11 protein-coding genes are annotated in these 15157 nt (G+C 71.8%); 4 read left to right on the top strand and 7 right to left on the bottom strand.

Annotated features, from left to right (window positions below; translation table 11 throughout):
• The first annotated feature begins 491 nt into the window (after positions 1-491).
• The gene (locus AC2XR2_RS12365) at positions 492-3818 is read left to right on the top strand and encodes an AfsR/SARP family transcriptional regulator (RefSeq protein ID WP_491515034.1); all 3327 of its coding nucleotides are present in this window, start codon (positions 492-494) and stop codon (positions 3816-3818) included.
• Positions 3819-3848: 30 nt separating this feature from the next.
• Here AC2XR2_RS12365 and AC2XR2_RS12360 read toward each other — a convergent pair whose 3' ends face one another.
• On the bottom strand, positions 3849-4664 hold the full coding sequence (locus AC2XR2_RS12360; RefSeq protein WP_391193134.1) for an ABC transporter permease: 816 nt from the start codon (positions 4662-4664) through the stop codon (positions 3849-3851).
• Positions 4661-5689 (bottom strand): ATP-binding cassette domain-containing protein, encoded by a 1029-nt coding sequence (locus AC2XR2_RS12355; RefSeq protein WP_381301771.1) that lies wholly within the window; start codon positions 5687-5689, stop codon positions 4661-4663. Before AC2XR2_RS12355 ends, AC2XR2_RS12360 begins: the two co-directional genes overlap by 4 nt.
• Positions 5690-5790: 101 nt before the next feature.
• On the opposite strand from AC2XR2_RS12355, the gene AC2XR2_RS12350 reads away from it, so the two are divergent.
• Positions 5791-6267: a hypothetical protein gene (locus tag AC2XR2_RS12350; protein WP_449349709.1), complete on the top strand. Its 477-nt coding sequence runs from the start codon at positions 5791-5793 to the stop codon at positions 6265-6267.
• A 53-nt stretch (positions 6268-6320) separates the two neighbouring features.
• On the opposite strand, the gene AC2XR2_RS12345 is transcribed toward AC2XR2_RS12350, so the two are convergent.
• The 4 genes from AC2XR2_RS12345 to AC2XR2_RS12330 all read right to left on the bottom strand — a co-directional run bounded on the left by AC2XR2_RS12345 (position 6321) and on the right by AC2XR2_RS12330 (position 11194).
• Positions 6321-7541 carry an MFS transporter gene (locus tag AC2XR2_RS12345; protein ID WP_381301775.1) on the bottom strand — a complete coding sequence of 407 codons (1221 nt, stop codon included), beginning with the start codon at positions 7539-7541 and terminating at the stop codon, positions 6321-6323.
• 95 nt (positions 7542-7636) lie between these two features.
• Positions 7637-8686, bottom strand: coding sequence for an endonuclease/exonuclease/phosphatase family protein (locus tag AC2XR2_RS12340; protein ID WP_330267391.1), 1050 nt, complete (start codon positions 8684-8686; stop codon positions 7637-7639).
• A 204-nt stretch (positions 8687-8890) separates the two neighbouring features.
• Positions 8891-9523 carry a TetR/AcrR family transcriptional regulator gene (locus AC2XR2_RS12335; protein ID WP_491515033.1) on the bottom strand — a complete coding sequence of 211 codons (633 nt, stop codon included), beginning with the start codon at positions 9521-9523 and terminating at the stop codon, positions 8891-8893.
• An 84-nt stretch (positions 9524-9607) separates the two neighbouring features.
• Complete coding sequence (locus AC2XR2_RS12330; protein ID WP_449353414.1) at positions 9608-11194, bottom strand: MFS transporter; 1587 nt, start codon at positions 11192-11194, stop codon at positions 9608-9610.
• Between the two features lie 205 nt (positions 11195-11399).
• Here AC2XR2_RS12330 and panB point away from each other — a divergent pair, with 205 nt between their 5' ends.
• Together panB and AC2XR2_RS12320 are read left to right on the top strand one after the other, a co-directional pair.
• Positions 11400-12266, top strand: a complete 867-nt coding sequence (gene panB / locus AC2XR2_RS12325; RefSeq protein ID WP_330267394.1) for a 3-methyl-2-oxobutanoate hydroxymethyltransferase — start codon at positions 11400-11402, stop codon at positions 12264-12266.
• Between the two features lie 156 nt (positions 12267-12422).
• On the top strand, positions 12423-12947 hold the full coding sequence (locus AC2XR2_RS12320) for a VOC family protein (RefSeq protein WP_491515032.1): 525 nt from the start codon (positions 12423-12425) through the stop codon (positions 12945-12947).
• Positions 12948-13063: 116 nt separating this feature from the next.
• Here the strand turns inward: AC2XR2_RS12320 and AC2XR2_RS12315 are convergent, their stop codons facing one another.
• Complete coding sequence (locus AC2XR2_RS12315) at positions 13064-15100, bottom strand: NAD(+) synthase (protein ID WP_381301783.1); 2037 nt, start codon at positions 15098-15100, stop codon at positions 13064-13066.
• Positions 15101-15157: the final 57 nt, after the last annotated feature.

Raw genomic sequence — 15157 nt, 5'->3', positions numbered from 1 at the left:
CCCTGTACTTCGCGGGGGGACGGCCCGACGGTACCGGGCATCTGGGGGAACGTGTTGGGGTGGGGCGGGGGTTCCTTCGTGTGCGGGTTCGGTGGGGGCGGGCGTTTTTGCGCAGTTCCCCGCGCCCCTGAGAGGCCTGCGGCGGCCTCTTGCTGTCCGGTGGGGGCTTGTGTAGCGCGTGCGGTTCGGTTTGGGGTCGGTGCCGGGGTGGGGGGTATCCGTCCTCGGTCCGGCGGCTCGGTCACTTATGAGGGGCCCTGTAACGGACGCCGGCCGCTGCGGGCGGACACCCCCCACCCCGTCCCCTTCACGCCGTACGCGTCTGCACGAGCGTCCAGATGACCCACCCAGGGGCGCGGGGAACTGCGCGACCAGCCACGACGCACCCGCACCCGCCCGACAACCGCACCCGGCACCCCCGTAGGCGTACTCGACACCCCACCCAAGGGAACCCCGTGACCCGTCCCGACGCCAACAGAGACAATGGCCCCGTGCGCTATCGCATCCTCGGCACCACCCAGGCACTCCGTCCCGACGGCACCACCGTCCCCGTCGGCGGCGCGCGGCTGCGTGCTCTGTTGACCGTGCTCGCTCTGCGGCCCACCCGCACCGTCCCGGTGACCGTGCTGGTGGACGAGGTGTGGGACGGTGAGCCGCCCGCCGACGCGACCGGCGCCGTGCAGGCGCTGGTGGGGCGGCTCAGGAGGGCGATCGGGGCGGAGGCCGTGGCCTCCGTGGACGGCGGTTACCGACTCACCGCCGCGCCGGACGACATCGACCTGCACCGCTTCGAGCGGCTCGCCGGTGACGGCGTGCGGGCGCTGGCCGACGGCGACCCCGCCAAGGCGGCCACGGTCCTGGACGACGCCCTCGCCCTGTGGCGCGGCCCCGCCCTGGCCGACCTGCCCGACCGTACGGCCGAGGCGGCCCGCGCCGAGGCCCGGCGTCTGGACGCCCTCCGCACCCGCCACGCCGCCGCGCTCGCCCTCGGCCACGCCGACCAGTCCCTGCCCGAACTGACCGCCCTCTGCGACACCCACCCCCTGGACGAACCCCTCCAGGCCCTCCGGCTGCGCGCCCTGCGCGACACCGGCCGTACCGCGGAGGCGCTGGCCGCCTACGAGTCCGTACGGCAGCTGCTCGCGGACCGGCTGGGAGCGGACCCGGGGCCCGAACTGCGCGCGCTGCACGGAGAGTTGCTGCGGCCGGAACCGCCGTCCGCGGCGGCCACGTACACCCCGGCCGCCCTGCCGCAAGGTCCCGCGGCCGGAGCCCACGCCACCGGACCGACCTCCCCGCCGCTCGGCAACCTCCGTGCCCGTCTCACCTCCTTCGTCGGGCGGGAAGCCGACATCGAGGCCATCCGCGGGGACCTTGCGAACGCGCGGCTCGTCACGCTGCTGGGGCCCGGCGGGGCCGGGAAGACCCGGTTGTCGCAGGAGGCCGGGGAGACCGTGGGGGAGGCCGCGCGGGACGGGGTGTGGCTGGCCGAGCTCGCTCCGGTGGACGACCCGGACGCCGTGCCCGAGGCTGTGCTGACGGCTGTGGGGGCCCGGGAGACCGTGCTGTACGGCGCCGGTGCCGAGGCGATGCGGGCGGCCGGGAGCGAGCGGCACGACGACCCCGTGGACCGGCTCGCCGAGCACTGCGGCAGGCGGCGCATGGTGCTGATCCTCGACAACTGCGAGCATGTCGTCGAGGCGGCCGCCCGGCTGACGGAGACGCTCCTGGAGCGCTGCCCGGGGCTGACCGTGCTGGCCACCAGCCGTGAACCCCTCGGCGTGCCGGGGGAGTTGCTGCGACCCGTGGAGCCGCTGCCGGAGCCGGTCGCGCTGCGGCTGCTCGCCGACCGGGGAGCGGCGGCCAGGCCCGGGTTCCGGGTGGACGAGGATCCGGAGGCGTGCGCCGAGATCTGCCGGCGGCTCGACGGACTGCCGCTCGGCATCGAGCTCGCCGCCGCCCGGCTGCGGATGTTGACGCCGCGTCAGATCGCCGACCGGCTCGACGACCGCTTCCGGCTGCTGACCTCGGGCAGCCGTACCGTACTGCCCCGTCAGCAGACCCTGCGGGCCGTCGTCGACTGGTCCTGGGACCTGCTCGACGAGGAGGAGCGGGATGTCCTGCGGCGGCTGTCGGTGTTCGCGGGCGGGTGCGATCTCGCCGCCGCCGAGGCCGTGTGCGGACCCGGCGCGCTGGAGGCGCTCGGCTCGCTCGTCGACAAGTCCCTTGTGGTGGCGGCGCCTTCCGGGGACGGGGAGATGCGCTACCGGCTCCTGGAGACCGTCGCCGAGTACGCGGGTGAGCGCCTGGACGAGACGGACGGCATCCGTGCCGACGCCGAGCGCGCACACCTGACGTACTACCGCGAACTCGCCCGCGCCACCGACCCGTTGCTGCGCGGCCCCCGTCAACTCGAGGCCATCGGGCGCCTGGAGCGCGAGTACGAGAACCTCCGGACCGCCCTGCGCCGGGCCGTCGCCGCCCGCGACGAGCAGGAGGGGCTGTGTCTGGTCCTGTCGCTCGCCTGGTACTGGCAGATGCGCGACCTGCGCATCGAGGCCCGCAACTGGTCCAGCGAGGTGCAGCAACTCGGCCCCGACCCGTTCGCCGAGCCGGTCCGCCCTGCCCTGCCGGTGCGGGAGCGCTGCACGGACACGGCGCCGCCCTGGACCGGCGAGGTGCTGGAGGAGGCCCGGCGGGGTGCCCATCTCGTCCATCTCGCCTGTATGGACACCGAGTTGGACGCCTGGCAGAACCAGCACGCGCAGGCCAAGCTGCGGACCATCGCCGCGACCTACGAGCCCGGCATGGCGCAGACCTGCCGGATGCCGGGCTCGCTCTGGTTCTTCGCCATCATGCTCACCGGGGACATGGACCGGCTGCGGGACGTCATCAAGGCGACCGTCGACACCTGCCGGGCCACCCCGGGTTACGAGTGGGAGCTGGCCGCCGCCCTCCAGTGGCGGGCCAACCTGCTCGCCAACCGCTCCGACTGGGCGGGCGACGCCATCCAGGACGCCGAGGAGGCGCTGGAGATCTACGAGCGGATCGGCGACCTGTGGGGCACCGCGGAGGCGCTCTCCGCGCGTGCCGAGGCCCATGAACGCAAGGGCGAGTGGCGGGCCGCGGCCGACGACTACGAGCGGGCGATCGAGCGGGCCGAACAGCTCGGTGCCCGCGCCCAGCGGTCCGTGCTCAACGCCCGGCTGGGCAGCGCGCTGCTGGAGACGGGGGAGCCGGGGGCGGCCGAGCGGGGCGAGCGGCTGCTGCGTGAGGTGATCGCCGACCAGGACGGCGTCCGCAACGAGGCGATGCCCGCCTCCCGGATGTTCCTCGCCGGCCGGCTCGGCATGACCGGTCGCATCCCCGAGGCGCGTGAGCAACTGCGGCTGCTGCGCCAGCAGTTCGGCATCGCCCACTTCGTCATCTTCGACGCGTTCATCCTCGGCACGGAAGCCTGGCTGGAGGCCATGGACGGCTGTTACGACGAGTGTCTGAGGCTGACGCGCCGGGCGCTGGAGAAGTCCGGGGACCCGCTGGCCCTGACCATCGCCCCCCATATGCGCACGATGTACCTGCACACCGCCGCGCTCGCCCTCGCCACGGCCGACGGCGGTGCCCGCGCCCGGGACGGCGCCCGGTGCCTCCGGGCCGGCGACGCGCTGCTGCCCGCCGACCACGCCCCGACGACCATCGAGCGCACGGTGCGGGGCAACGCCGAGCGGGACCTGCGCGCGGTGCTCGGCGACGCGGCCTACGAGTCGGCGTACGCGGAGGGCGGCGGCCTCTCCCCTGAGGAGGCCGCCGCCCTGGTGTGACGCGCACCGACGCCCGGGCGCCCGGGCCGGTCAGTTCTTCGTGCGGAACTTGTGGATCGCGTACGGTGCCGCCACCGCCGTGATCGCCGCCGACCAGGCGAGTGTCACCCACAGGTCGTGGGCGACCGGGCCGCCGACCATCAGGCCGCGGGCCGCGTCGGCGAGCGTGGACAGCGGGTTGTAGTCGGTGAAGTGCTGAAGCCAGCCCGGCATCGAGGCCGTCGGCGCGAAGATCGACGAGCCGAACTGGAGCGGGAACAGCACCAGGAAGCCCATCGCCTGCACGGACTGGGCGTTCTTCAGGATCACGCCCAGGGTGAGGAACACCCACATGATGGAGGAGGCGAACACGGCGGACAGTCCCACCGCCGCGAACAGCCCGGCCCAGTGGTGGATGTCGAAGCCGACCAGGACGGCCACGATCATCAGCACGGTGGTCGCGAACAGCATCCGCAGCAGTTCCACGGAGATCTTCGCGAACAGCACCGAGCCGCGTCCGATCGGCAGGGACCGGAAGCGGTCCATGACACCGGAGTTGAAGTCCTGGCTGAAGCCGGTGCCGACGCCCTGCGAGAGCGTCATGCTCATCATCGCGATCATGCCCGGGATGACGTACTGGACGTAGCCGTCCTGCCCACCGCCCAGGGCCTGCCCGATCGAGCCGCCGAAGACGTAGACGAACAGCAGGGTGAAGACGACCGGCATCAGGATCGCGTCGAACATCGACTCCGGGTCCTGGCGGATCCACAGCAGGTTGCGGCGGACGAGGGCGCCGGTGTGGCGCAGGTGGCCGCGCAGCGGTATCCGGGCGTCGGCGTCCGTGATGGTGGCGGTTGCGGCACTCATACGGCGACCTCCTCGCGGGTGTCGTTGGTGGGCACGGTGTCCTGCGGGGCGCTGGCGCGGTGGCCGGTGAGGGACAGGAACACCTCGTCCAGGCTGGGCAGTTCGGTGGTGATGGAGGAGAGGGTGACACCGCGTGCGGTGACCGCGCCGACCACGGCGGTCAGCTGCTCGTCGCTGAGGATCGGCACGATGACGGTGCCGCTGTCGGTGTCCACGGTGCTGCCGGCGAGCCCGGTGATGCCGAGTTCGTCGATCCACCCGGCGAGCGGCCGCAGCTGCATCGGATCGACCGGCCGGACCCGCAGCGAGCGTCCGCCGACCTTCGCCTTGAGCTCCTCGATGGCGCCGGCGGCGATGACCTTGCCGTGGTCCACGACGGTCAGCTCGGAGGCGAGCTGCTCGGCCTCCTCCATGTACTGGGTGGTCAGCAGCACGGTCACGCCGTCCCCGACCATCCGCTTGACCTCGTCCCACACCTCGTTGCGGGTGCGCGGGTCGAGACCGGTGGTGGGTTCGTCCAGGAAGAGGACCTGGGGGCGCCCGATCATCGAGGCGGCGAGGTCGAGGCGGCGCCGCATACCGCCGGAGTAGGTGCTCGCGGGCCGCTTCGCGGCGTCCGTCAGCGAGAACCGCTCCAGCAGCTCGTCGGCCCGGGCGCGGGCCTCCCTGCGGGGCAGGTCGAGCAGCCGCCCGATCATGTAGAGGTTCTCCCAGCCGGGGAGCTTCTCGTCCACCGAGGCGTACTGCCCGGTGAGCCCGATCACGCGTCGCAGCTGCCGGGGCTGCCGTACGACGTCGTAGCCAGCGACGGTCGCCGTCCCGGAGTCGGCGGAGAGCAGGGTGGACAGAATGCGTACGAGGGTGGTCTTGCCGGCCCCGTTCGGCCCGAGCACACCCATCACGGTGCCCTCGCGCACATCCAGGTCGACGCCGTCCAGCGCCTTGGTCTCGCCGTAGTGCTTGACCAGCCCCCGCACGGAAACGGCGGAGTCCCCGCTCTGGGGGTTCTTGTCGATTCGCGTCATGCCGAGAACACTCCCAGCCCCCACCGACAAACCACCGACAGGCCGCCTACAGGGCCCTACAGCTCACCGACAGCCCCGGCGCGGGCCACTCCCGTGGGACGATGACCCGCGTGTCGGGCCAGGTCTGGGTGTCTCTCATATCGCTGGGCGGCGTCGCTCTGGGCGGCGTGCTGTCCTACCTCGTCCAGCATCGGACCCAGCTGTCGGCGGAACGCGCCGAGGAGCGGCGACAGCGGACCGCGGTGTCGGAGGCCCGGCGTGCGGAACGCCTGGCCCTCCTGGAGCGCTTCATCGAGGTCAGCGCCGAGGCGGAACGCGCCGCCTATGCCCGCCCCGCCGATCACGAGCCCACCGACCCCTGGTTCCTCACGACCAGCGACACGATGAACCGCCTCTGGGTGGCCGAACGCCTCATCCGCGTCCAGTTCCCGCTAGCGGTGCACGAAGCCGCCCGCGCTCACTTCCTCGACCTCAACCGGACCGTGTGGGAGGGCCTGCCGGAGGGCGAGAGCGTACGGGACCACCTGGAGGCCAACCGGCTGGCGTTCCTGGACGTGGCGCGGGAGTCGGTGGGGTGAGCGAAGGGGGGCGCCCGGTGATCTCCGGGCGCCCCCCTCGGTCGTACGACTGCTCAGTGCCGCACGGCCTCCGCGTGCTCCGGCACATGCGAGGCGATCACGCGCTCCCGGCCGGCCGGTGCGGCCACGCGTCGCCGGTCCACGACCGCCGCCACCGCGGCGACGCCGAGGCCGAGCACGGCCAGGCCGGCGCCCGTCACCGCGGGGGACGTCACGCCGAGGCCCGCGGCGAGCGCGAGGCCGCCGATCCAGGCGCCGCCGGCGTTGGCCAGGTTGAACGCGGCCTGGTTGGCGGAGGAGGCCAGGGAGGGGGCGGCGGACGCCTTCTCCATGACCATCAGCTGGAGCGGGGACCCGGTGACGAAGGCCGCCGTGCCCAGCAGGACCACCGCGAGCGCGGCGCTCCACTGCGCCGCCATCAGCGCCGGGAACAGGGCGAGGACCACGACCAGCGAGGTCAGCCCGCCGAACAGGGTGCCGCGCAGGGAGTGGTCGGCGAGCCGTCCGCCGAGCAGGTTGCCCACCGTCGCGCCCACCCCGAACAGGGCGAGCAGGAGGGTCACGCTGGAGTCGGCGTACCCGGCGGAGTCCGTGAGCATCGGCGTGATGTAGCTGTACGCGGAGAACAGCGCTCCGAAGCCCGCGACCGTGGTGCCGAGGGCCAGCCAGACCGGGAGCGAGCGCAGGGCGGCCAGTTCGCCGCGCAGGCCCACCCGGGGCGCCTGGGTGTGGTCGTGCGGGATCAGCAGGGCCAGCGAGGCGATCGCCGCCAGGCCGATCGCGCTGACGCCGAGGAAGGTCGCCCGCCAGCCCAGGTGCTGGCCCATGAGCGTGGCGACCGGCACACCGGCGATGTTGGCCAGGGTCAGGCCGAGGAACATCAGGGAGACCGAGCGGGCCTTGCGTTCCGGGGCGACGAGACTTGTGGCGACGACCGCGCCGACGCCGAAGAAGGCGCCGTGCGGCAGACCGCTCACGAAGCGCGCGGCCAGCAGCCATCCCTCACCGGGCGCGAAGGCCGAGGCCGCGTTGCCGGCCACGAACAGCCCCATCAGGCCGATGAGGACCTTGCGGCGGGACATCCGGGCGGTGACCGCGGCGAGCAGCGGGGCGCCGATCACCACGCCCAGCGCGTACGCGGAGACGAGGTGACCGGCGGTGGGGATCGAGATGCCCAGGTCGTCGGCGACGTCGGGCAGCAGGCCCATCATGACGAATTCGGTGGTGCCGAGACCGAAAGCGCCGACGGCCAGTGCGAGCAGGGCCAGAGGCATAAAGAGGTCGTGCCTTTCGAAGGGGTGAGCGGAGTTCCGTACCTAGCTTATGTTCAGTTACGGAACAAACGCGCCCGCCCCAGGCTTCCCCCGGGTTACGAGGAGGTGGCGAGGTTCACACGCGCCGCCACCGGCAGATGGTCGCTGCCGGTCTCGGGCAGCGTCCACGAGCTCACCGGCTCCACGCCCTGCACCATGATCTGGTCGATCCGCGCCATCGGGAACGACGCCGGCCAGCTGAACCCGAAGCCGCTGCCCGCCGCGCCCTGCGTGGACCGCATCTGGGAGGTGACCGCGTTCAGCGCGCGGTCGTTCATCGTGCCGTTGAGGTCGCCGAGCAGGATCTTGCGGGGCAGCTTCTCGTCGGCGATCGCCTCGCCCAGCGCGTCGGCGCTGGTGTCGCGCTGGCGGGCGGTGAACCCGGCCTCCATCTTCACCCGTACGGACGGCAGATGAGCCACGTACACCGCGACCTGGCCGTCCGGGGCGGTCACCGTGGCCCGCATCGCCCGGGTCCAGCCCAGCTTGATGTCGACGGCCCGCACCCCGGTCAGCGGGTACTTGCTCCACAGCCCGACCGTGCCCTCGACCGCGTGGTACTTGTACGTCGACGCCAGCGCCTTCTCGTACACCGGCACCGCGGAGGCGGTCAGTTCCTCCAGGGCCACCACGTCCGCGCCGGAGGCGGCCACGTCCCGGGCGGTGCCGGCCGGGTCGGCGTTCTCGGCGTTGACGTTGTGCGTGGCCACCGTGAGGTCGCCACCGGTGCCGTTCTTGTCGGACAGCAGCCCGCCGAAGAGGTTCAGCCACACGGCCGCCGGCAGCACCACCGCGATCAGCGCGGTCGCCGACTTGCGCAGGAAGCCGAGCAGGAGCAGCACCGGGACGAACAGGCCCAGCCACGGCAGGAAGGTCTCGGTGAGACTGCCCAGGTTGCCCACGGCGTTCGGGATCTGCGCGTGCAGCAGCATCACCAGCGCGACGAGCACCGACAGGGCGGCCAGCACGATGCCGCGGCGCCAGATCCTTCTGTCACCGCGCCAGCCGGACACCGTACGGCCGAGCAGGCGCCGGAACCGGCCTCTCTGACGCTCGGGTCCCGAGCCGCCGTCCGCCGTCTCCGTCACGTACGCCTGCTGCGCCATACCGTCGCCTCACTACCTGCCGTGCACACCGTTCACCCCGTTGCCGGAGGGGTGTCAGACACCCCGTACGACCCTAGGGGATGATCGGCTCCCGTCTCGTCGTCCCATGACGACCGTACGGGGGCGATGACGTACAAGTCGGCGCGCCGAGTTCCGGATCCCGGCCGGGAAAGCGCCCTCTGTGACGAAACGCGCACACGGGTGCTACGACACGCGCGAACTGACGGGCCGTAGCCCTTCCAGGACGCTGTCGACGATCTGCTCCGACAGGCCCTCGGGGAGCGCGGAGCCCGGCAGCATGATGGTGCGGAACAACATGGGCCCCACGAACAGGTCGTTGAGCAGCTCGATGTCGATGTCCGCGCGCAGTTCGCCGTTCGCCTGCCCCCGGCGCAGGATGTCGAGCTGCTTCCGGCGCCGGGGCGCGACGACGATCGTGTGGTAGGCGCCCCACACCTTCGGACTGCTCTTCATCTGTGCGAAGACGCTGTGCAGCAGCGCCGACGAACGGGTCATCAGCCCACGCTGGCGCAGCTGTTCGAGGAGCGCCACGAGATCGTCGCGCATCGAGGTGCCGGGCAGTTCCGGATCCGGCGGCTCGGCGGTGCGCACGACGTCGACGAAGAGCTCCTCCTTGCCGTTCCAGCGGCGGTAGATGGTGGCCTTGCCGACGCCCGCGGTCCGGGCGATCCGCTCGATGGACAGCTCCGCCAGCGGCACGCCGTCCTCCAGCAGCTTGATGACGGCCTCGATGATGGACCGCTCCACGGCCTCACTGCGGGGCCGGCCCCGCACCGGGACCGCCTGCCCGGACTGACTCTCGGCGAGGCCGCTCACGTCGCTTGGTCCTCTCTGTGGGATGAAGTGATTGTCCCTCGGACACGGCGGTGCCGGCGGCCGGGATCCGGCCACCGGCTCGCCCTACTCGCCCGCGGCCACCAACTCCTGCTCCTCCGGCCCCCGCTGAGGCTCCGTCGGCCTGCCCGGCAGGTACAGCGCCACCACCACGGCGCCGACCACCGCCACCCCGGCTCCCCACAGCGCGGTGACGTGCATCGCGTGCAGGAAGGCGTCGTTGGCAGGACCGACCAGGGCGTCACCCCGGGGGCCGAGCTTCGCGGCGACACCGAGCGTGGCCTCGATGGACTCGCCCGCGGTGTGCCGTACGCCTGCCGGGACGGTCCCGAGGTGGGACTCGATGCCGCTGCGGTAGGCCGTGGAGAGCACCGAGCCGAGGACGGCGATGCCGAGCGCGCCGCCGACCTGCCGGAAGGTGTTGCTGAGCGCGGACGCGGAACCCGCCTTCTCGCGCGGCAGGGCCTGCATGATGACGACGCTGGTCGGGGTCATGATGTGCGCCATGCCGGTGCCCATGAGGAAGAAGATCACCTCGAGGAGCCAGATCGGCGTGTCCGCCTCCAGGAAGGCGAACGCGGACAGCATCGCGGCGATCAGCAGCATGCCGCCGGTGGTCGTCGCCTTGTTGCCGAAGCGGTCCACGACCAGCCGGGCGCGCGGCGCGAAGATCAGCTGCGCGGCGGCCAGCGGCAGCATCAGCAGACCGGTCTGGAGCGGCGAGTAGCCGCGCACGCTCTGGGTGTAGAACACCGAGAAGAAGGTCACGCCCATCAGCGCGAAGAAGACCAGCCCTATGGCGCCGATCGCGGCCGAGAAGACCTTGTTCTTGAAGTAGGTGATGTCGATCGACGGATGGTCGCTGCGCTTCTCGAACACCACGAAGGCGACGAGGACGGCGAGACCGGCACCGATGGTCGCGAGCACGGTCGCGTCCGTGAAGTCGGCGAGCTGGCCGCCCTTGATGATGCCGTAGACGAGCAGGACCAGGCCGATGACCGACAGCACCACGCCGATGGGGTCGATCCGCCCCGGGTTCGGGTCGCGGGAGTCCGGCACCAGCCACAGCATCAGCACCAGGGCGAGCACCACGATCGGCACGTTGATGAGGAACACCGAGCCCCACCAGAAGTGGTCCAGGAGCACCCCGCCGGTGATGGGGCCGATCGCGATGGCGAGGCCCACGCCACCCGCCCAGATGCCGATGGCCTTGGGCTGCTCCTCGCGCTCGAAGACGTTCATCAGGACGGCGAGCGTGGCCGGCATGACGAAGGCGGCGCCGAGGCCCATCAGCGCGCGGAAGGCGATCAGCTGGACCGGCGAGCCGGAGAAGGCGGCCAGGGCGGACCCGGCGCCGAACACCACCAGGCCGCCCAGCAGCACCTTCTTGCGGCCTAGCCGGTCGCCGAGCAGCCCCGCGGTGAACAGGAGCCCGGCGAAGACCAGGGTGTAGGCGTTGATCGCCCACTCCAGCTCGCTCTGGGTGGCGCCCAGGCCGGTCGGCGCCGGAGTCGAGATCGTCTTGATCGCGACGTTCAGGATCGAGTTGTCGAGCACCACGATCAGCAGGCTCAGCATCAGTACGCCGAGGATGGCCCAGCGGCGCCGGTGCACCGCTTCCGGGATCCGGGAGTCAGGGACTGCGGTAGTCATGCGGCCGAGCGTAGAGGATTTCCGATACGGCACCGTCTCGTATCGTAATTCTTTACCGAGACCTTACGTGCCGCGATGCCCGAGCGCCTGTGTGCCTGAACGGTCACATCGACCGCCCCTGGCCCTGACTGGCACGAGGTGCCACCATGGAGGTGATCCGGGGACGCCGTCAGGGCGCCTCGAGATGACGTAAGGAGCCGTTGCAATGACGCAGCTTTCGGCTGCCCGCACCACGCCCTCCGACGGCAGCAAGGCGCTGTACGGGGGGAAGGGCACACGCCGCATCACTGTCCGGGACATCGCCCTCGCCAAGGAACGCGGCGAGAAGTGGCCCATGCTCACCGCCTACGACGCCACGACCGCCTCCGTCTTCGACGAGGCCGGCATCCCCGTGATGCTCGTCGGTGACTCGGCGGGCAACTGTCACCTCGGCTACGAGACCACCGTGCCCGTCACGATGGACGAGATGACCATGCTGTCGGCGGCCGTCGTACGCGGCACCTCGCGCGCCCTGATCGTCGGCGACCTGCCCTTCGGCTCCTACCAGGAGGGCCCGGTGCAGGCCCTGCGCTCGGCGACCCGGCTGGTCAAGGAGGCGGGCGTCGGCGCCGTGAAGCTGGAGGGCGGCGAGCGTTCCCACGAACAGATCCGGCTGCTCGTCGAGTCCGGCATCCCGGTCATGGCCCACATCGGCCTGACCCCCCAGTCCGTCAACGCCATGGGCTACCGCGTCCAGGGCCGCGGCGAGGAGGCGGCCCAGCAGCTGCTCCGGGACGCCAAGGCCGTCCAGGACGCGGGCGCCTTCGCGGTCGTCCTGGAGCTCGTCCCGGCGGAGCTCGCCGCCGAGGTCACCCGGGTCCTGCACATCCCGACCGTCGGCATCGGCGCCGGCCCCGAGACCGACGCCCAGGTCCTCGTCTGGACCGACATGCTCGGCCTCACCGGCGGCCGGGTCCCGAAGTTCGTCAAGCAGTACGCCAACCTGCGCGAGGTCATGACCGGCGCGGTGAAGGCCTTCGCGGAGGACGTCGTCGGCGGGACCTTCCCGCTGGAGGAGCACTCCGTGCACTAGGGCCCGCGGCCCCTCGGAGCCACCGTGGCACCAACCGCCCCGCCGATCTTCCCCCAGTCGGCGGGGCGTCCTCCGTTCAGGACGCTCGTGTAGGACGGAATCCGACCTACTGCCCGCCTAACGTCGTGCGGGTCCGACACCGACGAAGGGGCCGACATGTCCGAGCAGACCAGCGCCGCACCGGAGGGTTACACCACCGTCGCCCCCTGGGTCGTCACCGACGACACCGGAGCCTTCCTCGACTTCGTCACCGAGGTGTTCGACGGCGTGGAACTCGGCAGGGTCGCCACCGAGTCCGGCGCGATCGGACACGGCGAGATCCGGATCGGCGACACGGTCGTCCTGGCCTTCGACCGGAGCCCCGACTGGCCGGTCATGCCGAGCCTGCTGCGGGTGTTCGTGCCCGACGCGGACGAGACGTTCACCCGGGCACTGGCGGCCGGCGCCCGCGTGGTCACGCCCCTCTCCGACAGCGCCTTCGGCCAGCGCGGCGGCCGGATCAAGGACCCCTTCGGCACCATCTGGTGGGTCGTCGCCCACGTCGAGGACGTGCCGGAGGAGGAGATGTGGAAGCGGCTGAGCATGCCGGAGTACGCGGAGGCGATGCGGGTGGCGCAGGAGACGTTCGACGCGGAGATGACGGGGCGTGAAGCTGGGCGCAGCAGTACGCCGGTCAGGTAAATCCAGCCCGTCCGGCGTTTGAGGACGAGGCCCTCGGGCCGATGGGGGTCTGGGGGCGCAGCCCCCAAGGACGCGCACCCCCACCTACCCGCACCGGCCCCGCCGACCCGCACCGCTCAGTCGAACCGCTCCAGATCCCGCAGCCACGCCCGCGCAGAGCCATCGCTCGGTGCCCGCCAGTCACCGCGAGGCGACAGCGAACCCCCCGCCGACACCTTCGGCCCGTTCGGCATCGCCGACCGCTTGAACTGCGCGAACGCGAAGAACCGCTTGCAGAACACCTCCAGCCACCGCCGGATCTCCGGCAGGTCGAACGTCCCGCGCTTGCCCTCGGGGAAGCCGGGAGGCCACTCGCCGCCCTCCACGTCGTGCCACGCGTGCCACGCCAGGAAGGCGATCTTCGACGGCCGGAACCCGTACCGCAGCACATGGAAGAGCGTGAAGTCGTGCAGCGCGTACGGCCCGATCTTCGACTCGGTGGACTGCATCTCCTCACCCGGCACCAGCTCCGGGCTGATCTCGGTGTCGAGGATCGCGGCGAGGATGCGCCCGGTCTCCTCGTCGAACTGGCCGCTGCTGATGACCCAGCGGATCAGATGCTGGATGAACGTCTTCGGTACGCCCGAGTTGACGTTGTAGTGGCTCATCTGGTCGCCCACGCCGTACGTCGACCAGCCGAGCGCCAGCTCCGAGAGGTCGCCGGTGCCGAGCACGATGCCGCCGCGCTGGTTGGCGAGCCGGAACAGGTAGTCGGTGCGCAGGCCCGCCTGGACGTTCTCGAAGGTCACGTCGTAGACCGGCTCCCCGGACGCGAACGGGTGGCCCATCTCCTCCAGCATCAGCCGCGCGGTCGGCGTGATGTCCAGCTCGGCCGCGGTGACCCCGAGCGCGGCCATCAGCTTGTGGGCGTTGTCCTTGGTGTGGTCGCTGGTGGCGAACCCGGGCAGGGTCCAGGCCAGGATGTCGCTGCGCGGGCGCCCGGCGCGGTCCATCGCGCGCGCGGCCACGATCAGCGCGTGCGTGGAGTCGAGGCCGCCGGACACCCCGATGACCACCTTGGGGCCGCCGATCGCGGCGAGCCGCTGCTGGAGCCCGGCGACCTGGATGTTGTAGGCCTCGTAGCAGTCCTGGGCGAGCCGGTCGGCGTCGGCGGGCACGAACGGGAAGCGCTCCAGGCGGCGCTTGAGCCCCAGGTCGCCGGTCGGCGGGTCCAGCTCGAAGGACACCGTGCGGAAGTCACCGGTGCGGGCCTGATGGGTCCGCCGGTTCTCGTCGAACGTGCCCATCCGCATCCGCTCCTGCCGCAGCAGGTCGAGGTCCACGTCGGCCACCGCGTACTCGTCCCCCTGCGGGAACCGCTCGGTCTCGGCCAGCAGCACGCCGTTCTCGTAGACCATCGCCTGCCCGTCCCAGGACAGGTCGGTGGTCGACTCGCCGAGTCCGGCCGCCGCGTACACGTAGGCGGCGAGGCAGCGCGAGGAGGCCGAGCGGCACAGCAGCTTGCGGTCCTCGGCCCGGCCGACCGTGATGGGGCTGCCGGAGAGGTTGACCAGGACCGTCGCACCGGCGAGCGCGGCCTCCGCGCTGGGCGGCACCGGCACCCACATGTCCTCGCAGATCTCCGCGTGCAGCACGAGACCGGGGACGTCACCGGCCTCGAACAGCAGGTCCACGCCGAACGGTACGGCCGTGCCGCCGACGCGGATCGAGCCGCCCCGCTCGTCGGCGCCGTCGCCGATCTGCCGACGCTCGTAGAACTCGCGGTAGTTGGGCGGGTACGACTTCGGTACGACCCCGAGGACCCGGCCGCGGTGCACGATCACCGCGCAGTTGTAGACCCGGTTGCGGTGGCGCAGCGGGGCGCCCACGACCAGCACCGGCAGCAGCCCGGCCGACCCGGCCACGACCTCCCCGAGCGCCGCCTCGACCTCGTCGAGCAGCGCGTCCTGGAGCAGCAGGTCCTCGATGGAGTAACCGCACAGCCCCAGCTCCGGGAAGACCGCGACGGCGACCCCCTCCTCGGAGCACCGGCGCGCGTGACGCAGCACCGCTTCGGCGTTGGCGGGCGGGTCCGCGATGACGGTGTGACCCGTACACGCGGCGACGCGTGCGAACCCGTGCTGATAGATGGACCAGAAGTTCGACTGAGGCACGGATCCAGTGTAATCGTCAGAGCGACGCTATGGCCTCTGGGGGTGTGAGAGGCCTTA

Source organism: Streptomyces sp. LS-MS-L19, assembly GCF_058382285.1.
The sequence above is the reverse complement of the archived record's forward strand: the minus strand, read 5'-3'. Positions and strand labels throughout refer to the sequence as shown.

Coding starts and splice junctions, on each gene's coding strand:
- AC2XR2_RS12360 (WP_391193134.1), bottom strand. CDS start 4,664: ATGAGTGCCGCAACCGCCACCATCACGGACGCCGACGCCCGGATACCG.
- AC2XR2_RS12355 (WP_381301771.1), bottom strand. CDS start 5,689: ATGACGCGAATCGACAAGAACCCCCAGAGCGGGGACTCCGCCGTTTCC.
- AC2XR2_RS12350 (WP_449349709.1), top strand. CDS start 5,791: ATGACCCGCGTGTCGGGCCAGGTCTGGGTGTCTCTCATATCGCTGGGC.
- AC2XR2_RS12345 (WP_381301775.1), bottom strand. CDS start 7,541: ATGCCTCTGGCCCTGCTCGCACTGGCCGTCGGCGCTTTCGGTCTCGGC.
- AC2XR2_RS12340 (WP_330267391.1), bottom strand. CDS start 8,686: ATGGCGCAGCAGGCGTACGTGACGGAGACGGCGGACGGCGGCTCGGGA.
- AC2XR2_RS12330 (WP_449353414.1), bottom strand. CDS start 11,194: ATGACTACCGCAGTCCCTGACTCCCGGATCCCGGAAGCGGTGCACCGG.
- panB (WP_330267394.1), top strand. CDS start 11,400: ATGACGCAGCTTTCGGCTGCCCGCACCACGCCCTCCGACGGCAGCAAG.
- AC2XR2_RS12320 (WP_491515032.1), top strand. CDS start 12,423: ATGTCCGAGCAGACCAGCGCCGCACCGGAGGGTTACACCACCGTCGCC.